Source organism: Rhodanobacter denitrificans (assembly GCF_000230695.2).
In the GTDB taxonomy this organism is placed as follows: Bacteria; Pseudomonadota; Gammaproteobacteria; order Xanthomonadales; family Rhodanobacteraceae; genus Rhodanobacter; species Rhodanobacter denitrificans.
Genome location: NC_020541.1, coordinates 2,906,972 through 2,930,949, shown reverse-complemented (window position 1 = coordinate 2,930,949; position 23,978 = coordinate 2,906,972). Strand labels below are relative to the sequence as shown.

The 23,978-nt window shown below is 69.0% G+C and carries 21 protein-coding genes; 4 read left to right on the top strand and 17 right to left on the bottom strand.

What is annotated here, in order from left to right:
* Window positions 1–10 precede the first annotated feature (10 nt).
* From R2APBS1_RS13480 to R2APBS1_RS13440, 9 genes are all read right to left on the bottom strand, one after another.
* On the bottom strand, window positions 11–844 hold the full coding sequence (locus R2APBS1_RS13480; RefSeq protein ID WP_015448328.1) for an ABC transporter permease: 834 nt from the start codon (window positions 842–844) through the stop codon (window positions 11–13).
* Window positions 841–1,782, bottom strand: coding sequence for an ABC transporter ATP-binding protein (locus R2APBS1_RS13475; RefSeq protein ID WP_015448327.1), 942 nt, complete (start codon window positions 1,780–1,782; stop codon window positions 841–843). The genes R2APBS1_RS13480 and R2APBS1_RS13475 overlap by 4 nt, the downstream gene beginning before the upstream one ends.
* Window positions 1,779–3,044, bottom strand: coding sequence for a nitrous oxide reductase family maturation protein NosD (locus R2APBS1_RS13470; RefSeq protein ID WP_015448326.1), 1,266 nt, complete (start codon window positions 3,042–3,044; stop codon window positions 1,779–1,781). Before R2APBS1_RS13470 ends, R2APBS1_RS13475 begins: the two co-directional genes overlap by 4 nt.
* A 52-nt stretch (window positions 3,045–3,096) precedes the next feature.
* The gene (gene nosZ, locus R2APBS1_RS13465; protein WP_015448325.1) at window positions 3,097–5,046 is read right to left on the bottom strand and encodes a TAT-dependent nitrous-oxide reductase; all 1,950 of its coding nucleotides are present in this window, start codon (window positions 5,044–5,046) and stop codon (window positions 3,097–3,099) included.
* A 31-nt stretch (window positions 5,047–5,077) separates the two neighbouring features.
* A complete protein-coding gene (locus R2APBS1_RS13460; protein WP_015448324.1) occupies window positions 5,078–7,270 on the bottom strand; it encodes a NosR/NirI family protein in 2,193 nt (730 codons plus the stop codon).
* Window positions 7,270–8,337 (bottom strand): FAD:protein FMN transferase, encoded by a 1,068-nt coding sequence (locus tag R2APBS1_RS13455; protein WP_015448323.1) that lies wholly within the window; start codon window positions 8,335–8,337, stop codon window positions 7,270–7,272. Before R2APBS1_RS13455 ends, R2APBS1_RS13460 begins: the two co-directional genes overlap by 1 nt.
* Before the next feature lie 52 nt (window positions 8,338–8,389).
* Window positions 8,390–9,469 (bottom strand): NAD(P)/FAD-dependent oxidoreductase, encoded by a 1,080-nt coding sequence (locus R2APBS1_RS13450; RefSeq protein ID WP_015448322.1) that lies wholly within the window; start codon window positions 9,467–9,469, stop codon window positions 8,390–8,392.
* A gap of 118 nt (window positions 9,470–9,587) precedes the next feature.
* Window positions 9,588–12,002 carry a penicillin acylase family protein gene (locus R2APBS1_RS13445; RefSeq protein ID WP_015448321.1) on the bottom strand — a complete coding sequence of 805 codons (2,415 nt, stop codon included), beginning with the start codon at window positions 12,000–12,002 and terminating at the stop codon, window positions 9,588–9,590.
* Complete coding sequence (locus tag R2APBS1_RS13440) at window positions 11,999–12,769, bottom strand: phosphodiester glycosidase family protein (protein WP_015448320.1); 771 nt, start codon at window positions 12,767–12,769, stop codon at window positions 11,999–12,001. The genes R2APBS1_RS13445 and R2APBS1_RS13440 overlap by 4 nt, the downstream gene beginning before the upstream one ends.
* Window positions 12,770–12,919: 150 nt before the next feature.
* On the opposite strand from R2APBS1_RS13440, the gene R2APBS1_RS13435 reads away from it, so the two are divergent.
* The gene (locus R2APBS1_RS13435; protein WP_015448319.1) at window positions 12,920–13,408 is read left to right on the top strand and encodes an NUDIX hydrolase; all 489 of its coding nucleotides are present in this window, start codon (window positions 12,920–12,922) and stop codon (window positions 13,406–13,408) included.
* A 40-nt stretch (window positions 13,409–13,448) separates the two neighbouring features.
* Here the strand turns inward: R2APBS1_RS13435 and R2APBS1_RS13430 are convergent, their stop codons facing one another.
* The 4 genes from R2APBS1_RS13430 to R2APBS1_RS13415 form a co-directional block, all read right to left on the bottom strand.
* Window positions 13,449–14,225 (bottom strand): lipoate--protein ligase family protein, encoded by a 777-nt coding sequence (locus R2APBS1_RS13430; protein WP_007507687.1) that lies wholly within the window; start codon window positions 14,223–14,225, stop codon window positions 13,449–13,451.
* The gene (gene lplB, locus R2APBS1_RS13425; protein ID WP_007507689.1) at window positions 14,222–14,512 is read right to left on the bottom strand and encodes a lipoate-protein ligase small subunit; all 291 of its coding nucleotides are present in this window, start codon (window positions 14,510–14,512) and stop codon (window positions 14,222–14,224) included. Before lplB ends, R2APBS1_RS13430 begins: the two co-directional genes overlap by 4 nt.
* Window positions 14,513–14,742: 230 nt before the next feature.
* Complete coding sequence (locus R2APBS1_RS13420; RefSeq protein WP_007507692.1) at window positions 14,743–15,477, bottom strand: SDR family NAD(P)-dependent oxidoreductase; 735 nt, start codon at window positions 15,475–15,477, stop codon at window positions 14,743–14,745.
* Window positions 15,478–15,514: 37 nt separating this feature from the next.
* Window positions 15,515–16,123 carry an NADPH-dependent F420 reductase gene (locus tag R2APBS1_RS13415; protein WP_007507694.1) on the bottom strand — a complete coding sequence of 203 codons (609 nt, stop codon included), beginning with the start codon at window positions 16,121–16,123 and terminating at the stop codon, window positions 15,515–15,517.
* A gap of 135 nt (window positions 16,124–16,258) precedes the next feature.
* Here R2APBS1_RS13415 and R2APBS1_RS13410 point away from each other — a divergent pair, with 135 nt between their 5' ends.
* Window positions 16,259–17,149, top strand: coding sequence for a LysR family transcriptional regulator (locus tag R2APBS1_RS13410; RefSeq protein ID WP_007507696.1), 891 nt, complete (start codon window positions 16,259–16,261; stop codon window positions 17,147–17,149).
* A 270-nt stretch (window positions 17,150–17,419) separates the two neighbouring features.
* On the opposite strand, the gene R2APBS1_RS13405 is transcribed toward R2APBS1_RS13410, so the two are convergent.
* From R2APBS1_RS13405 to R2APBS1_RS13395, 3 genes are all read right to left on the bottom strand, one after another.
* A complete protein-coding gene (locus R2APBS1_RS13405) occupies window positions 17,420–17,854 on the bottom strand; it encodes a hypothetical protein (RefSeq protein WP_015448318.1) in 435 nt (144 codons plus the stop codon).
* Window positions 17,855–17,974: 120 nt separating this feature from the next.
* The gene (parC, locus tag R2APBS1_RS13400) at window positions 17,975–20,212 is read right to left on the bottom strand and encodes a DNA topoisomerase IV subunit A (protein WP_015448317.1); all 2,238 of its coding nucleotides are present in this window, start codon (window positions 20,210–20,212) and stop codon (window positions 17,975–17,977) included.
* Between the two features lie 99 nt (window positions 20,213–20,311).
* Window positions 20,312–20,782: an Lrp/AsnC family transcriptional regulator gene (locus R2APBS1_RS13395; protein ID WP_015448316.1), complete on the bottom strand. Its 471-nt coding sequence runs from the start codon at window positions 20,780–20,782 to the stop codon at window positions 20,312–20,314.
* Between the two features lie 93 nt (window positions 20,783–20,875).
* Between R2APBS1_RS13395 and R2APBS1_RS13390 the strand changes: the two genes are divergently transcribed.
* Window positions 20,876–21,772 carry an EamA family transporter gene (locus tag R2APBS1_RS13390; RefSeq protein WP_015448315.1) on the top strand — a complete coding sequence of 299 codons (897 nt, stop codon included), beginning with the start codon at window positions 20,876–20,878 and terminating at the stop codon, window positions 21,770–21,772.
* 37 nt (window positions 21,773–21,809) lie between these two features.
* Window positions 21,810–22,796 (top strand): aldo/keto reductase, encoded by a 987-nt coding sequence (locus tag R2APBS1_RS13385; protein WP_015448314.1) that lies wholly within the window; start codon window positions 21,810–21,812, stop codon window positions 22,794–22,796.
* On the opposite strand, the gene R2APBS1_RS13380 is transcribed toward R2APBS1_RS13385, so the two are convergent.
* Entirely contained in the window at window positions 22,797–23,834 is a 1,038-nt protein-coding gene (locus R2APBS1_RS13380; RefSeq protein ID WP_015448313.1) for a TraB/GumN family protein, read from the bottom strand.
* Window positions 23,835–23,978 lie beyond the last annotated feature (144 nt).

Here is a 23,978-nt window from a genome sequence, read left to right as displayed (position 1 = left end):
GCGGGCTCCTTCAGATTTCCTTGCGCCGGAACGCAAGCATCGCCCACGCAAACGGCGCCGCCGCCCAGCCCAGCAGCACCAGGCTCAGCAGCAGCGGCGAATAGGTGTGGTGGGCGGTCATGCCGGTCAGCAGGTCGTTGCCGGCGCCGTCGCCCAAGGCGGTGAGGTTGACCAGGCGGAACACGTCGACCGGGTTGAGCAGCAGCAGGTACGGGTACACCGCGCGCTCGACCGGGTTGCCGCCGCTGATCACCAGCAGCGCCAGCAGCGCGAGATCGAACAGCACCACGCTGGCCAGCCAGCCGATCAACGCCAGGCCGGCGGCGCGCGACTTGTCGGCGGTCTGCACGCTGATCAGGCAGGCCAGCCCGACGAAGCAGGCGCCCAGCAGCGAGGCACTCGCGATGAAGCGGCCGATCTGCAGCCACGCCTGCAGTGCCTGCGTGGGCGGCTGCATCCACTGCATGATCGCCACCGCCAGGCCGAAGCCGGCCAGGGTGGCTGCGGCCAACGCGCCGCAGTGGCCAAGGAACTTGCCGGCCACCAGCTGGCCGCGTGCCAGCGGATAGCTGAGCATCAGCAGCAAGGTGCCGTCGTCGCGCTCGCCGACGATGGTGTCGTAGGCGATCAGCAGGCCGATCAGCGGGATCACGAACGCGCCCAGCGTGGTCAGGCTGGCCAGCGTGGCGTCGAACGAGGTGAAGCCGACCCGGCCGGCGGCGGCGCTGCCGAACCAGGCGATGCCCAGCGCCAGCAGCGCGAACAGCACGGTCAGCGCGACCGTCCAGCGGTTGCGGAAGTCGTCGCGGAATTCCTTGGCGGCGACGGTGAGGATCGGGTTCATGCGTTCACCTGCACGGCGGATGGCACGGGTGACGGCGGGCCGGCGCCGAGCCAGTCGTAGAGCTGCGCCAGCGTGGGTTCGCGCACGTCCACGTCGACGACCGCCGGGTCGTCCAGCAGCTCGCGCAACGTGCGCAGTTTGCCGGCGCGGGGGACTTGCAGCTCCAGCCGGCCGTCGGGGCGCGGCTGCGCCGACAGGCCACCGCTTTCGAGACGCGCGATCAGCTCGGGCATCGCCTGCTCGCGTGGCCGCAGCAGCACCTGCGCCGGCAACGCGGCCTGTTCGCCCAGCGCGTGCAGGCTGCCGGCGGCCAGCAACTTGCCCTGGCGCAGGATCAGCGCGCCGTCGATGTGCGGCTCCAGCTCGGCCAGCAGGTGCGAGGAGACCAGCACGCAGCGGCCGTCCGCGCGCAGCTCGCCGACGATGCGATACAGCTCGCGGGTGGCCTGCGGGTCGAGGCCGGTGGTCGGTTCGTCCAGCAGCACCAGCTCGGGCGAACCGAGCAGCGCCTGCGCCAGGCCCAGACGCTGGCGCATGCCCTTCGAATAGGTGCCGATGCGCCGGTCGGCGGCGGGCGCTAGGCCGACGCGTTCGAGCAGGGCGGATACCTGCTCGCGTGGCGCCTGCTTCAGGCGCGCCAGGTAGTGGAGCAGTTCGCGGCCGCTGAGGTTGCCGTAGAACGTGGCGCTCTCGGGCAGGTAGCCGATGCGCCGGCGCAGCGCGTGCGCGCGCCACGGCGACTGGCCGAGCACCTGCAGCCGGCCGCCGCTGGGCGCGATCAGGCCGAGGATCAGCTTGATCAGGGTGGACTTGCCGGCGCCGTTGTGGCCGAGCAGGCCGATCACCTGGCCGCACGGCACGCGGGCGCTGATGCCGTCCAGCGCGGCGAGTGCGCTGTAGCGCTTGGCGAGTGCCTCGCATTCGATCGCGTGGTTCATGGGCTTGACCGGGGGGCTTTCATCAGCGGGTGGCTGTCCTGCACCGAGGGTGGCGTGAACACCGGGAACGCGCGCTGCACGTAGCGCAGCAGCAGCACCGCGGGGCTGGACATCAGGTTGCGCGCGGAAGGGTATTTCCACAGCAGCACGTCGACGCCGTCGTTGGGACGGAACGGAATGTCGCCGATGCCGTCGGCATCGAGGTCCCAGCCGAGGTAGTCGCTCCAGAAATTGCCGCGGCTGTTCGCCGACCATTCCTGCGCGAGGTTCTGCACGTACTTCACCTGGATGCGGTTGTCCACGAAGCGGTTGCCCCACAGGCGGTTGTTCTCCGAGCCGGCGGTCACGTGGATGCCGATCTGCGAGTCGGCGGCGAGGTTGTCGTGGATGGTGTTGAACTGCGACAGGTAGACGAACAGCCCCTTGCCTTCGGTGCCGTCGATCAGGCCGCCCTGGGTGTCGCGCAGGCCGTTGATGCGGCGTATCTGGTTGCCGGCGATCTCGCTGTGCGAGATGTAGTTGAGCAGGAAGCCGTAGGAATCCTCGTCCTCGGCGGTGTTGCCGATCACCTTGAGGTGGTCGGACGACATCAGCGCGTAGCCGGCCAGATTGCCGCGGCTGACGTTGTCCAGCAGCAGGTTGTGCTGCGAATACATGTAGTGAATGCCGTAGCGCACGTCGTGCACCACGTTGCGCGCGATGGTGTTGTGCGGGCTGACGTAGACGTAGATGCCGTCGCGCGTGCCGGCGATGTCGTTGCCATCGATGGTGCAGCCGGTGTCGTTCCACAGGTGGATGCCGTCGCCGCGGTCGGCCACGCGCAACGTGCGCATGCCGCGGATCGTGTTGCGCTCGACCCGCACGTCGGCGGCGCCGTCGAGGTAGACGCCGAACAGGCTGTCCTCGATGCGGTTGCCGCTGATGGTGACGTCGCGCGCCTGGCGCTCGACGAAGATGCCGGCGTTCATCGCGGTGAGGTCGCTGCCGCTGCGGCGCAGGGTCAGGCCGCGCACGGTGACGCCGGACGCGCCGATGCGCACGGCGTCGCCGCTGCCGCCGCCATCGAGGATCGCGCCGGGCTGGCCGATCAGCGTGACGGGTTTGTCCAGCTTGAGGTGCACCGTGTGCACGCCCGCCGGCACGCTGACCGTGGCGCCCGGCGCCGCCGCGGCCACGGCCTGTTCCAGCGGCTCGTGCGCATGCGCCGGCAGCACCGGCGACAGCGCCAGCAGCAGGGCCGCGAGGGAGCGAAGCGTATTCATGGCGAGCGAAGATCCGGCCGTGCCGCCGCGCGGTGCGGCGGCACGGCGCGGTTCAGGCCTCGACCAGCATCCGCCCGCTCATCTCCATGTGCATCGCATGGCAGAAGAACGTGCAGTAGTACCAGAACACGCCCGCCTTGTCGGCGGTGAAGGTGGCCGAGGCGGTGGCGCCGGGGCTGATCTCCATGTTGATGCCGTAGTTGACGATGCAGAAGCCGTGGCTCACGTCCTCCACCGCGTCGATGTTGGTCACCACCACGGTCACCTCATCGCCTTTCTTCACCTTGAAGCTGCCCAGGCCGAAGATCGGCGCGGCCGAGGTCATGTACACGAACACCTTGCGGCCCTCGCGGATGACCTTGCTGTCGGACAGCACGTTGACGCCGTGGCGCTTGGCCATCGCCACCGTCTCGGCGAAGAACGGGTCGTCGCGCTCCCAGCTCTTCTTGACCTTGTCGATCAGCAGCCGGCGGTGCAGCAGGATCACGTCGTGCGGCTCGGCGTAGACCGGGCCGTCGGCGACCAGCTTCATGGTCTCGCCGGAGATGTCGATCAGCTGGTCGTTGTCCGGATGCAGCGGGCCGGTGGGCAGGAAGCGGTCCTTGGAGAACTTGTTCAGCGACACCAGCCACTTGCCGTCGGCGTCGCGCGTCTCGCCCATCGAGGTATGGCAGTGGCCGGGCTGGTAGGCCACGTCGATCTTCTGGCGCAGGTAGTTGACCTTCTTGCCGTCGTGGGCGGCGATCGCGTCGGCGATGTTCCACTTGGCGATCTGGCTGTCGATGAATAGCGTGGTGTAGCCGTTGCCGCGCCCGTCGTAGGCGGTGTGCAACGGGCCCAGGCCCAGTTCGGGCTCGGCCACCACGGTGTCGCGCGGGTCCTTGAGCTTGCCGGCGAACCAGTCGTCGATGCGGCTCCACTCCATCACGGTGACAGTGGGCGAGAGCTTGCCGTTGGCCACCACGTACTTGCCGTCGGGGCTGGCGTTGATCCCGTGCGGGTTCTTCGGGATCGGGATGTATAGCGTGAACGAGGAGCCGTGGCGGCCGTCCAGCACCGGCACCTTCGAATCGCCGATGGTCTTGAAGTCGCCCTTCTTCACCGCCGCCTCGATGCGCGCGATGTCGAACACCACCGCCCAGTCGCGCTCGGCCTGCATCGTGCTGGGCAGGTCCATGCCGCCCTCGCTGTTGTAGCAGGTGGAGATCGCGTACTTGCCGGCGTAGTCGGCCTCGGTGTTGTCCAGGTTGCCGTCCACCAGCACCTGCCAGGCGACCTCCATGGTGTCGCCGTCGAGCGCGCTGAACATGGTCTGGTATTTCTTCGGGTCCTCCAGGTCGCGGCCGTCGTTCGGCGCCGGAACCAGGAACTCGCCGTTAGCGAACACGTAGCCGGTGCGCGGCGCGCGCTGCACGCGCAGGCCGTGGATCGCCTGCACGTTGGGTACCTCGGTGATGCGGTCGGTGCGCATCACGTCGCAGCGGATGCGCGCCACGCGGGTGTGCGCCTTGTCGTTGATGAAGATGTAGCGGCCGTCGTAGTGGCCGTCGGTCTGGCTCATGTGCGGGTGGTGGCAGTCGCCGCCGGGCGGGAAGTTCGGCCCGAGCACGCGCTTGCTCTCGTTGGTGACACCCCAGCCGATGGTGAAGTCGGGATTGAACACCGGGATGCGCATCAGCTCGCGCATCGAGGGCACGCCGACCAGGCGCACCTCGCCGGACTGGCCGCCGCTCCAGAAACCGTAGTACTCGTCGAGCTGGCCGGGCGGCACGTGGTCGGAAGCCGCTGCGTGCTCACCTTTTTCGTGTCGGCGCTTGTCCTCATGCTCGTCGCCGTCCACGCCGGCGTGCTCGCCGTTGCGGCCGCAGGCCGCCAGCGCCAGTCCCGCCGCGCCGGCGAGGCTGGCCAGCGCGCTGGTCTTCATGAAGTTGCGGCGTGCAGGGTTGCCCGGTTCCGCAGCTTGTCCGGACTGGCCGGGTTGGTTGCTCGATTCGTCGTGCATGGCGCTCCATCCCTCTGGATAGGTGGGTGGGTCAGTCGGCGGCCTTCGCCGGCTCGGGGGTTGCCGGCGTCGCCGCCGGGATGATCGTCAGCACCGGGGTGGGCAGCGGCCGCGCGGCGCGTTCGCGCTTCTTGCGGCGCTCCACCAGCGGCGGGCATTTCTGGTCGTTGGCGTAGGTGACCTGGCAGTCCAGGCAGTAATGGCATTCGTTGAAGTTGATCTGGCCGATCGCGTTGATCGCCTTCACTTCGCATTCGTTCGCGCAGATCTGGCAGGGGCGGCCGCACTCCTTGCGCCGGCGCAGCCACTCGAACAGGTGGAAGCGGCCGGACACCGCCAGCCCGGCGCCCAGCGGGCACACGTAGCGGCAGTAGAACTTGTTGTTGAACGCCGCCACCGCCACCAGCGCCAGCGCGTAGAGCACGTAGCCCCAGGAGCGGGCGAAGTGCAGGGTGATCGCGGTCTTGAACGGCTCGATCTCGGCGTAGTGCTCGGCCAGGTTGAGCGACTGCAGCGACATCCCGAACAGCACCAGCAGCAGGATGTACTTGATCGCCCACAGCCGCTCGTGCAGGTACTGCGGCACCTCGAACTGCGGCACGTGCAGCCGGCGCGCCAGCTTGTTCACCAGCACCTGCAGCGCGCCGAACGGGCACAGCCAGCCGCAGTAGATGCCGCGCCCGAGCAGCAGCAGCGTGGCGGCCACGAACACCCACAGGATGAACACCAGCGGATCCATCAGGAAGGTGGACCAGCGGAAGTCGTGCAGCACCGCCTGGATGAAGGTGAGGATGTTCACCACCGACAGCTGCGCCAGCCCGTACCAGCCGATGAACACCAGCGTGTAGATCAGGAAGCCCACGCGCAGGCGTTCGAGCAGGTGCGGGCGCGTCACGATCCAGTCCTGGAACATCAGGATCAGGGTGAGCACGGTGAGTCCGGCCAGCAGCAGCGCGATGTCGACCCGGCGGCCGTACCAGACCTTCTGCCACAGCGGCGCATCGGCCGGCAGCGCGTCTGCCTGCGCTTCGGCGGCGTCCGGCCGCGTGGTGTAGACCGCCGGCATGCGGTAGTCGCGGGTGAAGGTGTGGTAGATGCTTTGCAGCGGGCCGACCTGGCGGTTCACCATCAGCTGCAGCGTCCACGGCCGGGTCGCGTCGAAGCCGCTGCCGCCGTGGCGCACGATGAAGATCGCCTGTTCGGCGAAGTCGGGCTTGCCTCGCAGCGGGGTGTCGTTCAGCTGCACCAGGTCGGCGTCCTTGAACAGCACCAGCTTGCCGTCCTGCAGCAGGTGCACGCGGTCGAAGATGCCGCCGCGCACGTAGCCCACGCCCTTGAACGAGTAGATGCCGTTGGCCATCACCGCGATCGCCGAGTCGCCGGGCTTGAGCAGCTTCATCAGGTCGGCGTGGGCCGCGGCGCCGAGCAGGTTGCGGCCCACCGTGGGCGGGGTGACGTCGGTGAAGTACAGGTCGATGAAGGTGTCTGCGCCGTGGCCGGGCGCGGGCGCGGTGGGGTCGTCGACCAGGCCGCTTTCCGGCTGGCCCTTGAAGGCGTCGGTGACCGCCTGCCGCGCCAGCTGCAGGTGGCCGATCGCGCCGTTGCCGGTCAGCGCCTGCCAGTCGGCCGGCACGAAGTGGTCGGCGCGCACCTGCGCGGCGGCCGCGCCGGTGTCGGCCGCGCCGGCGATCAGCTGGCGCGAGGCGGCCACCTTCAGCGCCGAGTTCATGATCGTCTCGTTGGCGACCATCGAGGTCACCGTGGCGCTGCTGATCGCGTCGATGCGCACGCTGCCGCTGGCGCCGCCGCCGACCACGATCTGGTCGTCCACGCGGTGGCCGACGTAGCGGGCGACGAAGTCGTACAGCTTCTGCACCGGGATGCCGACCAGCAGGATCGGCTCGTGCTGCTCCAGTACGCGGGCGTCACGAATGGTGCCGTCGGTGCCGATCGACACCAGCACGTTGATCGGCGCGCCGGAGTAGGCCGGCACCGGCGCCACCATCACCGTCTCGAACACGTAGCCGACCACCTTGCCGCCGCGGTACACGGCCGCCGCGGGCGGGGTGCCCTCGACGTCGCCGAAGCGGTCGGCGTCGGGGAACACCTGGTGCAGCTGCGGGAAGCGGGCGTCGATGCCGGCCAGCGCCGCGGAGGCGGGCAGCAGCAACAGCAGCGCGAGCAGCAGCCTGGCCATGAAGGAGCGGGAGCGTGCGTCGCGCATCAGGCCAGCTCCGCCGTGCCGGCGATCAGCGGCAGTTCGCGCGAGCGCCAGCGCTGCTCGCCGCTGCGCGAGAAGGCCAGCCACTGGTGGTCCTGCGCGTTCATCAACGACGACAGCCGCGGTAGCTCCAGTGAAAACGCTGCGGTGCTCATGCCGTCGGCCAGCACCGAACGCCGCGCCATCACGGTGACGCTCGAGTAGCTTTGCGGCGACCAGCCGGTGCGCGGGTTGACGATGTGGAACAGCCGCCGGTCGGCGGAGAAGAACACCCGGTAGTTGCCCGAGGTCGACAGCGCCGCGTTGCGCAGCTGCAGCACCGCCGCCACGCGGCTGACGTCGAGCGGGTCGACGATGCCGACGTTCCAGTGCCGCTCGGGGTCGTTGCCGCAGATCGCGTGGATGTCGCCGCCGGCGTCGATCAGGGCGTACTCGATGCCCGCGCCGCGCAGCGCGGCGATGCCCTGGTCGACCACGTGGCCCTTGGCGATGCCGTCCAGGGTGATCGCCATGCCCGGACGCAGCAGCCGCGCGCCGCGTGCGTCCAGCGCGAGGTCGCGGTAGCCGACCAGCGCGTCGCGACTTTCGGCCACGCGCTGCTCGTGCGCGTTGGTTGTCGCCGTACCGCGCAGCGTTTCGAAGTAGCGCAGCACCGGCAGCACGGTCGGGTCGAACGCGCCGTCGGTCAGTCGCGAGAGCGACAGCGCCTGGCGCAGCACCGCGTCCAGCTGCGCGGGCACCTGCGCCAGCTGGCCGTCGCGGTTCAGCCGCGCCAGCGGGCTGGCCGGGTCGAAGCGGGTCAGCTGCGCGGCGGTCGCGGCCATGCGCGCGAACGCCGCCTCGATCGCCGCGCCGGCCGCCTGCACGTCGTCGGCCAGGCAGGTCACCGCCACCGAGGTCTGCATCAGCGTGCGCTCGCGGCGCACCTGCCACAGGTTCTGCTTGCGCCTGAGCACGGCCCAGCCGCCGCCGGCCAGCAGGCCGCCGGCGATGGCGAGCTGGCCGGCCTGCCGGAGCAGTCGCCGGCGCTCGGGCGAGCGCGGTTCGGTGGGTTCGATGGAGCCGTGCATGGAAGGGCCTCCCGGCGTGCGTCTTGGTGCGAATGCGAAAGGGTGGGGAGCGTCAGGCCGCGCTGGCTTCGACCCGTGGCGGCGGTTGCGCCACGACGTCGGCGCCTGCGGTATCGCGCACACCCAGGCGCCGTTGCAGTGCCGGGCTGGTGGTCGTGTACTGCAGGTTCGCCTTGTCGCCGGGATGCCGGTGCGCATGTGCGGCAAAGGCGCACAGTGCCGTTTCGTGGAAGCCGCAGAGGATCAGCTTCTTCTTGCCGGGATAGGTATTGATGTCGCCCACCGCGAACACGCCAGGCACCGAGGTCTGCAACGTCGACGGATCCACCACCAGCTGTTGGCGCTCCAGCGCCAGTCCCCAGTCGGCGATCGGCCCCAGCGCCGGATGCAGGCCCCAGAACACCAGCAGCTGCGACGCCTCGATACGCCGGACCATGCCGCTGCGCGTGCGCACGCGGACCTGCGCCAGCGTTTCATCGCTGGTTTCCAGCCCGACGATGTCGCCTTCGCAGAACTGCATGCGGCCCTCGTCGCACAGCGTCTGCATGCGCGCCACGCTGGCCGGCGCCGCGCGGAAGCTGGACGAGCGATGCACCAGCACCATGCTGCGTACCCGCTCGACCAGGGCCAGCGCCCAATCCAGCGCCACGTCGCCGCCGCCGGCGATCACGATGTCCTGGTCGTCGAACAGCGCCGGCTGCGTCACCTTGTAGTGCAGCGTGCGATCCACCAGCGGCGCGGCTTCCGGCAGGTCGAGCGTGCGTGGCGCGAACGCGCCCAGGCCGCCGGCAATGATCACCACGCCGGCGTTGAACGCCAGGCCGCCACTGGTGCGCAGGTGAAAGCGGCCGTTGTCCATGCGCTGCAGCGCGGTGACGGTGTGGCCCAGGTGGAACTTCGGCGCGAACGGGCGGATCTGCTGCTGCAGCCGCTCGATCAGTTCGCGTCCGCTGCACACCGGCAACGCCGGGATGTCGTAGATCGGCTTGTCCGGATACAGCTCCGTGCACTGGCCGCCGGCATGCGGCACGGCATCGATCACGTGCGCATCCTGCCCCAGCAGGCCCAGCTCGAAAACCTGGAACAGGCCGACCGGGCCCGCTCCGATGATGACGGTGTCGCAGCTGATCATGGATGAATCCGCCGTGTGGACGGTGCGGATCATGCGCGCACACGAAGGCGGTACTTTTGACTTCGATCAGATATGGCCGGGCGATTCGTGCGGTCCAATGCCGCACGCGGGCGCTGCGTCAGCGCGAGGCCGGCTGCAGCACCAGCGTGTGCCGCGTCGCGCCCGGCAGCAGCGGCGTCGGTCGTCCCTGGAGCCAGTCCGCGTGACCCGCGCCGAAATACGGCGACAGCGGGTGGTCGCTCTGGCCGCCAGGCATGTTGAGGATGCCTTCGGCCTCGTGGCCGGGGGCGACATCGAGGTGTTCGGAGGCGCCGAAGCCGGGGGCGGCGACGTGCGGCATGTTGTTGTCGCCGGAGATCGGCTGGTCGGGCATGTCGATGAAGCGGGCCAGCCAAGACGGCAGGGCGGCGGACAGCGGGTGGCGGATGCCGGTGCGGTTGTGCTTGCCCCAGCGGCGGGCAGCGAGGCCGCCGGGTTGTTGGCCGAGTTCGTCCGTCACCTGCTTCGCCGCGTCGATGAGCAGGCTGTGCCAATCCGGGTAGGCCGGATCGAGCAGTTGCGCGGGTTGCTGCTGGAGCAGCGTCCACACCGCGGCTTCGGCGCTGTTCTCGCCGGGCCAGCCGAAATCCGCGTAGCGCTGTTTCACGCGGGCGGCAAACGGTGCCAGCACGGCCGCGCTGACCTGGCGGCGGAAGGCGCGTACCAGCTGGTAATCGACGCTGTCGACGGCGGCGCGTCCGCGCCAGGCGGCGGTGAGCCGACGCAGCGGCTGCAGCGATGGATCGGTGTTGTCGGCCAGGGTGTCCTGCAGCAGGCGCTGCCAGCGGGAGAGGAACACGGCGCGGTCGTCCAGTTGGATGTCGAGCATGTCGCCGGGAGTGAAGCTGGGGCGGGCGTGCAGGTCGTCGCGGATCTGCTGGGCGCGGGCACCGAGGTCGTGGCCGCCGTTGCCGAGCAGGGTCAGCGCGTCGCCGTCGACGGTGCGGTTGTTTGCCGTCCACAGACGGCCGTCGGCGGGGTTCTCGATACGCGGGTAGCTGGCGGGCGCAGCCCAGCCCTGCCAGCCGCTGCCGGGCCTGGACCAATCCGACGGCAGCAGCGGGTCGATGCCGGCGCGCAACGGGACGCTGTTGCCGGCGAGGGTCCAGCCGATCTCGCCGCGGCTGTCGGCGACCAGCAGGTTCTGCGGCGGCATGCCGAGATGCGGCGCCAGATCGAGCGCCGCGGCCACGTCGGGCGCATGCTCCAGCTGCATCAGGTCGAGGTTGTAGCCGTGCGGACGGCCGCCGATCCAGGCCAGCGCCAGCGGCGTGCCGTCGGTGTCGGTGCCCATGATCGGACCCCAGCGGGTGTCCTCGATCTTGAGGATGGTGTCGGGGCGACCCCTGACCTGGATGTGCTCGTCGTGGGTTTCGATGGCCGCCCAGCCGTCCGGCACGCGGTAGCGGGAAGCATCGGCCGGGTCGCGCCGCACGCGCACCCAGTCCTGCCAGTCGCCGTAGCTGTTGGTGAAACCCCAGGCGATCTGGCCGTTGGAGCCGACGATGATCGCCGGCGTGCCGGGCAGGCTGACGCCGTTGACGTCGCGCCGGCCGCCCGGCGCGGTGGGGTCGGGGTAGCGCAGGCGCGTGCGGAACCAGATGTTCGGTACGCGCAGGCCCAGGTGCATGTCATTCGCCAGCAGCGCCGCGCCGCTGCCGGTGAGCGTGCCGGCGACGGCGAAGTTGTTGCTGCCGGGGCGCGGCGCATCCAGCGCCGGCACCAGTGCGGCGGCCAGCGCCGTCGACGATCCGGTCGCCGGTGCGAGTCGACGCAGGTCGAACACGTCGGCGGCGGGAAGCACCGGCGAGCGCGACAGCCGGCCGCGCAACGGTGCCTCCCAGTCGGGGTCGGGCGCCAGCAGGAAATCCACCAGCGGGCCGGGCAGCACCGCGCGCATCTGCGCCATGCGCAGTTCGCGCTCGTTGCGGGCGTCGCCGTTCAAGTCCAGGTACATCGCGGCGATCACCAGCATGCTGTCTTCCGCGCGCCACGGTTGCGGCCGGCTGCCCAGCAGCAGGTATTCCCACGGCCGCACGCGCAGGTCGGCAAGGCCGGCGTTGACGCCGTCGCGGTAACGGTCGAGTTGGTGCCGCTCCGCGGGCGGCAAGTGCGCGTACGCGGCCGCGGCTATCGCGCGCAGCCGATGGCGGCGATGGTCGAGATCGACCTTCAGCGCCGCCGGCCCGACCAGCGCGGACAGTTCGCCGGCGCTCAGGCGGCGCATCAGGTCCATCGCGAAGAAGCGCTCCTGCGCGTGCACGTAGCCCAGCGCATAGCTGATGTCGGCGCGGTTCTTCCCCTCGATGGTGACCGTGCCCAGCGCATCGCGGGTGATGCTGACCGCGGCAGCCAGGCTGGCGGCGGGACGCACTCCATCCAGCCGGGCGCGACTGCCGGCGAGCAGATACCAGCCGGTGACGAAGGCGGCCAGCAGCAGCGCCGGCAGGGCGAGCAGCAGGACGCGCAGGAGCTGCCGGCGGCGCACCGTCATGGCCGGGAAAACACCGCGAAGATGCCCGCGTACGGCTTGACCATGAACGCCGGGGCGCCGGCGTAGCCTTCGCCGTCGACGTACAGCTGCGAGATGCTGCCGTCCAGGTACAGCGCGTCGCGGCAGCCCAGCTTGTCGCGGAACAGCCGTCCGAACGCGTGGAAGTTCACCGGCGTCTCGCTCACCGCGAACACCACCTCGGTGGGCGTCTTCGCGCAGACCCCGCTGCGCCATTTCAGGCTGGACGAGTCGTCGAGGAACTTCTCGTTGAGCTTGCCGTCGATCAGCAGCATCGGCCCGGACTGGGTGGCCCACTGCGCGCTCTTGCCGTCGGCCTTGAACGCGGCGCTGGTGCGCACCGCGGCGTGGCCGTCCGGGTACACGGCGAATACGCCGTTCGGCAGCAGCGAGAAATTGCCCGAAGCCGGGTTGCCGTGCGCCAGGTTCAGCGGCACCACGGTCCTGCCGTTCTCAACATGCAGGCCCAGCGGCGCGAACTTGTGGTCGTAGATGCCCGCATTCGCCGCGAACAGCAGCCGCTGGCCACGCGCCTCGCCCCACTGGCGCAGCGCCTCGATGCTGCCGAACGGCTGGCCGCTGGCGGGTTCGCGCCAGTGCAGGCTGAGCTGCTCGCGTTTCAGGTTCACGTGCACCACGCGGTAGTTCTGGCCCTCGAACGCCAGCTCGCGGCTGTCCAGTGCTCGTGCGCCCGGCGCGCAGCCGTACACGCCGGCAAGCAGCAGCAGCGGCAGCACGCGCGGCAGCATGCGTCGCAGCGGCGAAACCGGAAAGGGACGGGGCAGGGAAGCGGGTACGCGCATCCGTCGATGGTCGCCGCCCGGCCGCGCCGGTGCAAGTCCGCACCTGCGCCATGCGGCCGCTGCCGCTAAACTGGGTTCTTTGCGCGGTGCCCGCCCATGCCCTATACCCCGATAGTGGCGACGCTCGGTTACGTGCTGTCGCCCGACCGCAGCGAGGTGCTGATGATCCACCGCAACGCGCGGCCGGACGACCTGCACCTGGGCAAGTACAACGGCCTCGGCGGCAAGATGGAGCCGGGCGAGGACATCGCCGTGTGCATGCGCCGGGAGATCCGCGAGGAGGCCGGCATCGAGTGCGAGTCGATGCAATTGCGCGGCACGTTGAACTGGCCAGGCTTCGGCAAGCATGGCGAAGACTGGCTGGGTTTCATCTTCGTGATCGACCGCTACAGCGGCACGCCGCAGACGGCCAACCACGAGGGCACGCTGGAATGGGTGGCGCGCACGCGCCTGCTGGAGTTGCCGATGTGGGAAGGCGACCGCCATTTCCTGCCGCTGGTGTTCGACGCCGACCCGCGCCCGTTCCACGGCGTGATGCCGTACCGGGACGGCCGCATGCAATCGTGGTCGTATACGCGGCTGTAGCGTTCATCCCGTTGCTCCGGCCGGGAACGGGAGTGGAGGTTCACGCCACGTCGGCGAGCCACGCCGGGCTGCCGAACTTGGTCTGCGCCAGCGCTTCGGCCTGGGCCAGTTCGTCCGTGCGCAGGCGGTGGTCGGTGAGTCCGTGCAGGCGGCGGAAGGTGGCGATCATGCGCTCGATCACCGCCTCGCGCGGCAGGCCGGTCTGGCTGCGCAGCGGATCGACCCGCTTGGCCGCGCTGACGGTGCCCTTGTCGGACAGTTTCTCGCGGCCGATGCGCAGCACGTCCAGCATCTTCGCCGCGTCGATGTCGTAGGCCATGGTGACGTGATGCAGCACCGCGCCGCCGCGGTGCACCTGGGCGGCGCCGGCGATCTTGCCGCCTTCGGAGGTGATGTCGTTGAGCGGCTGGTACCACGCCTTGATGCCCAGTTCGCCGAGCGCTTCGAGCACCCAGGCGTCGAAGAAGGCGTAGCCTTCCTGGAACGACAGCCCCTTGACCAGCGACTGCGGCGCATAGATCGAATAGGTGATCGTGTTGCCCGGCTCGATGAACATCGCGCCGCCGCCGGAAACCCGGCGCACCACCTCGATGCCGTGGCGCCGGGCCGCCTCGCCGTCCACTTCGTTGCGCAGCGACTGGAAGCGGCCGATCACCACCGCCGGCGACGCCCATTCCCAGATGCGCAGGGTCGGCGCGCGGCGGCCGGCGCCGACCTCGTGGGTCAGCACGTCGTCCAGCGCCATGTGCAGGGTGGGCGATTGCGGCGCGGTGTGGATCAGCTGCCAGTCGTGGTCGCGCCAGTCGGTGCGTATCATGCTTCGGCTTCCCTGTGCAAGGCGCGGCGCACGGCTACCGCGATCGCTTCCGGCGACAGACCATACATCATCACGTCCGGCGAGAGCTCCTGCTTCACGGCGGCGGCGAGTGCCGCTTCGTCGGCGAGCGCCGGCTGGCCTTCCAGCGCGCGGTTGATTGCCTCCAATGCACTGTCCGGCTCGAGGAAGAAGTCGCCGCTCAGCTGCACGTCGGCGAGACGGCCCTCGCGCACGGTGAGGTCGATCACCACCAGCTTGCCGCCGGGCATCTTGTATTCGCCGTGCATGTACGCGTCCCGAATGTCCTCGAATCTGTGTAAGTGTGCCTCGTGGCGCCCGCCATGCCAAAGGCGGCGACATCATGCCGCCGCTTTTGGGCGGGTTCAGCGCATCTCCGGCGTCAATACCCTGGCGATCGATTCCCACGGCACATGTTTGCAATTCTGGCTTTGCGTGGGCAGCACGTCAGGCATGACTTCTGAAAAGCTCGTGGCGGATGCCGGCCGGGCCTGCCGCGTCAGATTTGCGCCAGGCCGCCGTCGACGGCGACTTCGCTGGCGGTCATGAAGCTGCTGTCCGACGACGCGAGAAACGCGGCGACCGCGCCGATCTCCGCCGGATCGGCCATGCGCTGGAGTGGGTTCATCGAGGCGAAGGCGTTCAGGCCCTCCTCGCCCACCGCGGCCTTCGCCAGTTCGGTCGCCGTCGGACCGGGCGACAGCACGTTGACGCGGATGCCGGTGCCTTTCAGGTCCTCCGCCCAGGTCTTGGCGAGGTTGCGCACGGCCGCCTTGCTCGCACTGTAGGCGCCGAATGCCGGGGCACCAGTGGTGCCGGCGCTCGATCCGGTCAGGATGATCGAACCGTCCGTGCCCATCAGCGGCAGTGCTTTCTGCACCGTGAAAATCGTGCCCTTCACGTTGGTGTCGAACGTTTCGTCGATGTGTTCGGCGGTGATCTCGCCGAGCGCAAGCAGGCTTCCCGTCCCGGCATTGGCGAAGACGATGTCGAGGGTGCCGCGCTCGGCCTTCACTGCCGCGTAAAGGCGGTCGAGATCGGCCTCGTCGGACACCGAGCCCTGCACCGCGCGGGCGTTGGGCCCGAGGTCAGCCACGGCAGCGTCGAGCGCTTCCTGCCGGCGGCCGAAGATGAAGACGAACGCGCCTTCATCGATGAAACGCTTTGCCGCCGCGCGGCCGATGCCGGTGGCGCCACCGGTGATCACGGCGGTTTTTCCATTCAGTCTGGTCACGTCTTTGATCCTTGGTCGGGATGGCACAGATAGGTGATTACGATGCGGCGCCGGCGGTCGCCGGTCGCTCGGGTTCGTTCTTGAACAGGTCCTGGAAGATCAGCGGCGCCCAGCGCTTGTCCCGCACCTGTACCAGCGCGCCGCCTTCTGCAAGCTTCCCGAGATTGACGGGTGCGAAACCCAGTTGTTCGGACAGGTCCGCCACCTGCGCCGCGGCGGCCTGGTCGTCGCTCGACAGGAACACCACGCGGTGGCTGCCGTTGACGTTCGGATCGGCGGCCAGCGTCCTCGCGGGCAGATGGTTGAAGCCCTTCACGAAGCGGGCGCCGGGGAAGGCCTTGGCGACGTCGGCAGAAGACAGGCCCTCGAAACCGTTCATCGCATCCACGATCGTCTTGCCCTGCCAGCTCGGCAGCATCTTGGCGACCTCGCGATGCCCCTCGAAGAGAACGGCCAGGAAAATCACGTCCGCCTTGAGCGCTTCTTGCAGCGTCCGGGGAACGACCGTGGATCCGATCGCCTGCGCCTGCGGCAGCAGCGCTTCGGGCGCGCGCCGGCTGGCGACGGAGACTTCGATGTTGTTGCGGGCGAAAGCGCGGGCGAGGGCCTGACCGATGGCGCCGAAACCGATGATGGCGTAGCTCATGGAGATGATCCTTTTCAGTACGGGGATGGAGTGGGCCGGCCCGCTCGGGCCGGTTGCCCCATCAATCTGGGTCGCTTGACGTATCAACACAATTGACGAAACATCGCTTAATACGATCTATTTTCTGGATAGCCCGTGCTCGACAACGTCACCATCAACCAGCTGCGTGCGTTCGTTGCGGTGTGCGACCAGGGGAGCTTCTCGGGTGCGGCGCGGAAACTGGCACGCGCGCAGTCGGCCATCAGCCACGCGATCAAGGCGCTGGAAAGCGCGTTCGATGTCGAGTTGTTCGAGCGCAATACACGCAAGGCGAAGCTCACCGCCGCGGGCCGCAGCCTCCTGCCGGACGCGCGTGCGGTGATCTCACGCACCGAGGAAATGAAGAACCGCGCCGGCGCGATCGCCAAGGTGGGGGTGCCGCAGGTATCGGTGGCGGTGGATGCCTACTTTCCACGCACCCACCTGATCGACTGCTTGCGCACGCTGCAGCAGGAGTTTCCGACCGCCGCGATCAACCTGCGCATCACCACCATGCAGGGCGGCGAGCACCTGGTGCTCGAAAAGCTGTGCGCCCTGGCCGTCACGATCGAGAACGTGCCGGAGGTGAATCCGGACGCCATCGAACGCCACTGGTTGCGCGAGGAGGAAATGGTGACGGTATGCGCGCCATCCTATCCGCTCGCTTCGACCCCCAAACCCATCCCCGTGGACGAGTTCGGTCGACACACCCAGATCGTCGTCACCGACAACCAGCCCGGCGCAGAAAAGACCCAGCAGGGCGTTGCCGGCAAGCGCCAGTGGCTGGTCAACGACCTCGGCGCCAAGCGCGACCTGCTCAAGGCCGGCCTCGGCTGGGGACACTTGCCGCGGCACCTCGTCAGCGAGGATCTGGCCAGCGGAGAGCTCGTCGAACTCGAGCGTCGCGCCTGGCACATGGGGACGCTCACGTTCATGCTCTCGCAGCGTCGGAGGTACGATCTTTCAGCATGCGAGTCGCGGCTGGTCGCGCTGCTTGGGGGACCTTAGCTGCATGCGGTCGCAGAGGCGCGCATGCGTTGCCGCTCATGGCCGCTCGCAGCCTGAAGCAGACGGTCAACGCTGGAGTTGAGCGGGCGGCTTGGCGGTGCTGTCAGATACCATTGCGATCAACGACGCGCAAGCATGACCTGGCCGTGGCCCGCACGACCTCTCCGGGATTTTCGGCGCGGTACTGGAAAACGCCGTGCGTTACGCGCGCCGCCAGGTTCGCGTCTGCGCCATGGCCGGCCCCAAGTCCGAGTGGACGCGGTTCCTGCTTCAGTGGTCGCGGCGGCCGTTGAAATGGCCGGTGCCGCCACCAATCGAAATGCTGACGCCGCCGCTGGGATGGTCGCAGCTGCCGAAGGCCTTGCTGAGGTTGACCGTGCCGGTCTGGTAGTTGCCGCTGACATGGTTGCCGCCGACCACGCCCATCCCGACGCTGCCGTGCATCTGCGGCTGGTTGTAGCTGTAGTCGTCGCAGTCGTCGGTGGGCGTCGCGGCGGCTGTGGTGTCGTTGTTGCCCATGCGTCCGCTGGTGTCGCCGTAATACACGCCGGGTGCGCTGGCAGCGGGCTTGGCGGCCGTGCTGCTGGCGGCGGGGGTGTCGCTGGGCAGCAGCTTGAGGTTCAACGGCTTGCCGGCCGTCTGCGCCCACGCCGTGGTGGCCAGCAGGCTGGCGGCGAGGGCGACGAAATGCCGTGGGATGTTCATGCACACTCCGGGGTTGTCACGTAGTCAACGCATGATGGCGCATCGGCGTGTACGTCCCTGTTGGAAAGGCCGGACGTCGACAAGTTCCTCCGACCGGGTTCCTGCTCCCGCAAGTCGTGGTCAGCCGGTGGTCTCGATTCGCTCCACTCGGCGCAGGCCGCGCGGCAGCAGGCCGCCGCGGGTGGCGCGGTTGCCGCCGTACTCGACCAGGTCGGCCCACTTCAGGGTCAGCTTGCGTGCGCCGGCGTACATCGTGACCTCGCCCTTGCCCTCGCTGACCACCGCCACGCCGGCCACGCGCTCGCCCTCGGCCAGCTGCTTCTTCGGGATCTCGATCAGCTTGTTGCCCTTGCCCTTGTCCAGTTCCGGCAGCTCGGCCACCGAGAACATCAGCAGATGCCCTTCGCTGCTGACCACCACGATGCGGTCGCGCGCCGGGTCGGTGCTGATTTGCGGCGCCAGCACCTTCGCGCCGTCGCTGAGCGAGATGATCTGCTTGCCGGCCTTGTTGCGGCCGGTGAGCGCCTCGAAACGGGTGACGAAGCCGTAGCCGAAGTCGGTGGCGAGGATCAGCCGGGTGTCGTTGTCGCCGGCGATCACCGCGTCGAAGCTGGCGCCCGCGGCCGGGCTGAAGCGGCCGGTCAGCGGCTCGCCGTTGCCGCGCGCCGAGGGCAGGGTGTGCGCCGGCGTGGAGTAGGCACGGCCGGTGGAGTCGATGAACGCGACCTGCTGTGTCGTGCGCGCCTTCACCGCGGCGAGCAGGCCGTCACCTTCGCGGTAGTTCAGGGCCTCGGCGTCGATGTCGTGGCCCTTGGCGGCGCGCGCCCAGCCCTTCTGCGAGAGCACCACGGTGACCGGTTCGCTGGCCACCAGCGCGCTCTCGTCCAGCGCATGCGCCACTTCGCGCTCGACCAGCGGCGAGCGGCGTGCGTCGCCGAATTTCTCGGCATCGGCGCGCAGTTCGTCCTTGATCAGACTCTTCAGCTTGGCCGGCGATTTCAGCAGCACGTTGATGCGCGCGCGCTCCTCTTCGAGCTGGTCACGCTCGGCGTTGATCTTCATCTCCTCCAGCCGCGCCAGCTGGCGCAGGCGGGTTTCGAGGATGTAGTCGGTCTGTTCCTCGCTGAGCCTGAAGCGCGCCATCAGCACCGGCTTGGGCTCGTCCTCGCTGCGCACGATGCGGATGACTTCGTCGAGGTTGAGGTAGGCGGTGTGCAGGCCTTCGAGCAGGTGCAGGCGGCGGTCGACCTTGGCCAAGCGATGTTCCAGGCGCCGGGTGACGGTGCTGGTGCGGAAGCTCAACCACTCGGTGAGGATGCGCTTGAGGTCCTTCACCTGCGGCCGGCCGTCCAGCCCGATCATGTTGAGGTTGACGCGGAAGCTCTTCTCCATGTCCGTCGTGGCGAACAGGTGCTGCATGGTCTCGTCGGCGTCGACGCGGTTCGAGCGCGGCACGATCACCAGCCGGATCGGGTTCTCGTGGTCCGACTCGTCGCGCAGATCCTCGATCATCGGCAGCTTCTTCGCGCGCATCTGCGCGGCGATCTGCTCCAGGATCTTCGACGGGCTGACCTGGTGCGGCAGCGCGGTGATCACGATGTTGCCTTCCTCGCGCCGGTACACCGCGCGGGCGCGCACCGAGCCGCCGCCGGTCTGGTAGATCGTCAGCAGGTCGGCGCGCGGGGTGATGATCTCCGCCTCGGTCGGGTAGTCCGGACCCAGCACGTGCTCGCACAGCTGGGCGACGCTGGCGTCCGGCTCGTCCAGCAACCGGATGCAGGCGGTGGCCAGCTCGCGCAGGTTGTGCGGCGGGATGTCGGTGGCCATGCCGACGGCAATGCCCATCGAGCCGTTCAGCAGCACGTGCGGCACGCGCGCCGGCAGCCAGCTCGGCTCGTCCATGGTGCCGTCGAAGTTCGGCACCCAGTCCACCGTGCCCTGGGCCAGCTCGCCGAGCAGCGCCTCGGCGATCGGGCTGAGCTTGGATTCGGTGTAGCGCATCGCGGCGAAGCTCTTCGGGTCGTCCGGCGAGCCGAAGTTGCCCTGGCCGTCGACCAGCGGGTAGCGGTACGAGAACGGCTGCGCCATCAGCACCATCGCCTCGTAGCACGATGAATCGCCGTGCGGATGGAACTTGCCGATCACGTCACCGATGGTGCGCGCCGATTTCTTCGGCTTCGCGGTGGCGGCCAGGCCCAGCTCGCTCATCGCGTAGATGATGCGCCGCTGCACCGGCTTCAGGCCGTCGCCGACGAAGGGCAGCGCGCGGTCCAGCACCACGTACATCGAGTAGTCCAGATAGGCCCGCTCGGCGTATTCCTTCAGCGGGATCTGTTCGTAATTGGCTTGCAGGTTCATGCGGTTGCATCAGGGAAGTGGCGCGCGGCGCGCGGGATAACCGGTCGATGGTGCCAGAAAGCGACAGGCTCTTGTAGGCGCGGTTTCGGCCGCGATCTGCTAGGGCCTGCGGGTCGGCAGCGGCGGCGCGCGCAGCGGCACCGGGGTGGACTGCACGATCGAGGTGGTGGTCTGGCCGTAGCGCAGGAAGCGGTCGAGGATCAGGTCCAGATGTTCCAGCGCGTCAAGGTGGACCTTGATGATGAAGCAGTCCTCGCCGGTGACGCGGTGGCACTCGACCACCTGCGGGATCTTCTGCGCGAGCTCGGCGATCTTCGGCAGTTGCCCGGGCACCGGGCGCACGCGCACGTAGGCGGTGACCGGCCAGCCCATCGCCTTGGGGTCGAGGTCGAGCCGGTAGCCGCGGATCACCCCGGTTTCCTCCAGCCGGTTCAGGCGTTCCTTCACCGCCGGTGCCGACATGCCGACACGGCTGGCGAGCCGCGTGACGGGCTGGCGCGGATCGTCCTGCAGCGCCTGCAGCAGGGCGATATTGCGAGGGTCGGACAGCAAATTGGAAATCTGAGGCATGAGGCGTCACCGGCTTTCAAGTCAGAAAATATGGGTCGCTGATTCCTTCTTTTCGAGATGGATCATGCGCCGATCGTTTGCAAAAGTAGAGGCATGGACCATGAATCCGATGCCACCACGATCGAGCCGCCGTCGCCGCCCTTCGCGGCCGGCGAACGCGTGCCGCCCTCGCTGTATTTCGTGGTCAGCGCGATCTTCCATTACCTGGGGCCGGCGTTCGCGGTGCTGCTGTTCGCCCACGTCGCGCCGCTCGGCGTGGCCTGGCTGCGGATCGCCAGCGCGGCGCTGATCTTCGCGCTGTGGCGACGGCCCTGGCGCTATTTCGCGCAGCAGAACGCCGCGGTGCGCTGGAACATCGTGGCGCTGGGCGCGGTGCTTGGCGGCATGAACGTCTGCTTCTACCTGGCGATCGACCGGCTGCCGCTGGCCACGGTGGGCGCGATCGAGTTCCTCGGCCCGATCGCGCTGGCCTGGGCCGGCCTGCACAGCCGCCGCAACGGGGTGGCGCTCGCGGTGGCGGCGGCCGGCGTGGCCATGCTGACCCACGTGCGTCTCGCCGGCACGGCCATCAGCTTTGCCTTCGCTTTCGCGAACTGCGCGCTGTTCATGCTGTATATCGTGCTCGGCCATCGCATCGCCAGGGACGGCGGCGGCAACGGCATCGACCGGCTGGCCGCGGCGATGCTGGTGGCGCTGCTGGTCGTGATGCCGCCGGGCTGGCGCGAGGCGGCGGTGGCCTTCATCCATCCCGGCCTGCTGGCCGCCGGCATCGGCGTGAGCGTGTCGTCGTCAGTGATCCCGTACGTGTGCGACCAGCTGGCGATGGCGCGGCTGCCGCGCGCCACGTTCGCGCTGATGCTGGCGCTGCTGCCGGCCACCGCCTGCGCGATCGGCATCGTGGTGCTGCACCAGTTGCCGGGTCCGGCCGAGCTGACCGGCATCGCCCTGGTCATCGCGGGCATCAACCTGCACCGGGCGGCGCCGCGCTGAACCTGCATCGACATCCGAACACTGAAGGAGAACCGCTATGGATTACATCAATCTCGGCAAATCCGGCCTCAGGGTCTCGCGCATCTGCCTGGGCTGCATGAGCTATTCGGTAACGCCCGCCAAGGAGAGGCCATGGACGCTGGACGAGGAGCACGGCCGGCCGTTCATCCGGCGCGCGCTCGAGCTGGGCATCAACTATTTCGACACGGCGAACATGTATTCGCGCGGCGGCAGCGAGCTGGTGCTGGGACGCGCGCTGCGCGATTTCGCGCGGCGCGAGGAGGTGGTGATCGCCACCAAGGTGTTCTATCCGATGCGCGGCGACGCGAACGGCGGCGGCCTCTCGCGCAAGGCGATCATGACCGAGATCGACGCCAGCCTGCGCCGCCTCGGCACCGACTACGTCGACCTCTACCAGATCCACCGCTGGGATCACGCCACGCCGATCGAGGAGACGCTGAAGGCGCTGCACGATGTGGTGAAGGCGGGCAAGGCGCGCTACCTCGGAGCCTCGTCAATGATGGCCTGGCAGTTCGCCAAGGCGCTGTACACCGCCGACCTGCATGGCTGGACGCGCTTCGTGTCGATGCAGCCGCACTACAACCTGCTGTACCGCGAGGAGGAGCGCGAGATGCTGGCGCTGTGCGCGGACCAGGGCGTCGGCGTGGTGCCGTGGAGCCCGCTGGCGCGCGGTCGGCTGGCGCGGGCGTGGCAGGACGAACCGAGCACCGTGCGCGGCGGCTCCGATCCGTGGGGCGACGGCGTGTATGCCGCCAGCAAGGCGGCGGACAAGGCCGTGGTGGATCGCGTCGGCGAGGTCGCCGTGCGGCTCGGCGTGCCGCGCGCGCAGGTGGCGCTGGCCTGGCTGCTGCACCAGCCGGTGGTCACCGCGCCGATCGTGGGCGCGACCAGGCCGCAGCATCTGGAAGAGGCGGTGGCGGCGCTGTCGGTCAGCTTGCCGCCGGCGGAAATCGCCGCGCTGGAGGCGCCGTACGCACCGCACGCCGTCGCCGGCATCGACTGATCAGGGCAGGCGCTCGACCGGGACGCCCAGCCATTCCAGTTGCGCCTGCACGCTGTCCGGCCCGGCCAGGTGCGCGGCGCCGACGGCGATGAAGACGGTGCCGGGCTGCTGCAGCACCGCGGCGATCTTCGTCGCCCAGACCTGGTTGCGCTGCACCAGCAGCAGTTGGTAGAGCTTCGGCTCGCGCCGACGCATGTCCTCGTTGCCGATGCGGGCGATGCTGTCCACGTCGCCGGCCTTCCAGGCGTCGATCAGCTCGGTGAGCTGGAATGCGCCCTTGTCCGCGTCGCGCATGGTCGAGCGCAGCAGGGCCAGTTCGATCGCGCGCGGCATGTCGGCGAGAAAGCGGATCTGCTGTTCGGCGGTTTCCAGCCCCAGCACCGGCTTGCCGGCGGCGCTCATCTGCGCCTTCAGTTGCTTGTCCACCCCGTGTTCCGGGTCGAGCCCGGCCTGGCGCAGCGGTGTCAGCGCCAGGGTCAGCGCGGCCAGCCACGGGCGCATCACGTTCAATGTCTGCAGGCCGCCGGGCACGTCGAGCCTGTTCGCCAGCAGGTCCAGCCGGTGTGCCTCCGCTGGACTGAGCTGGCTAGACAAGGGGTGCGCCGCATCCATCCCGTAGCGCAATACCAGCGCCGCCATGTTCGCCGGATCGTCGTCGGTCAGCTCGATGTACAGCGTGCGGCTGTCCGCCAGTGCCCGGTCCAGCTCGGCAGAATGCCAACCGGCATCGCGCGGCATCAGGTGCACCGTGCCGAACAGGTAGATCGTGGTGTCGGCATCCTTCACCACCCACAAGGCGGGTTTCGCCAGCGCCGGGGCGCAGGCGAGCAGCAGGGCGAGGCAGGCGAGCAGGCGCAGCGCGATCGAGGGTTTCATGCCGGGAGTGTCGCGGCTGGCCGCGGCCGGTTCAATCCCGGCGAGGTGGTGACGATGCGGGCCATCGAGCCGCGCGACCTCGATGCCGGGCCTACGCGCGTCCCCGTGGATGTGTGGAACCCCGTCGTCGAGGTTCGCCACGTCCCTGTCGACCTTGGCCATCCCGGCGTCGGGGTGGCATACGTCCTCGTCGGGGTCTGGAACGTTGGCGCCGGGGGCTACGTACGTCCCGGCCGAGGTGCGCCACCTTGGCGTCGGCCTGCCGGGTGTCCCAGGCGACCTACGGATGCTCCATGTCGAGGTTCT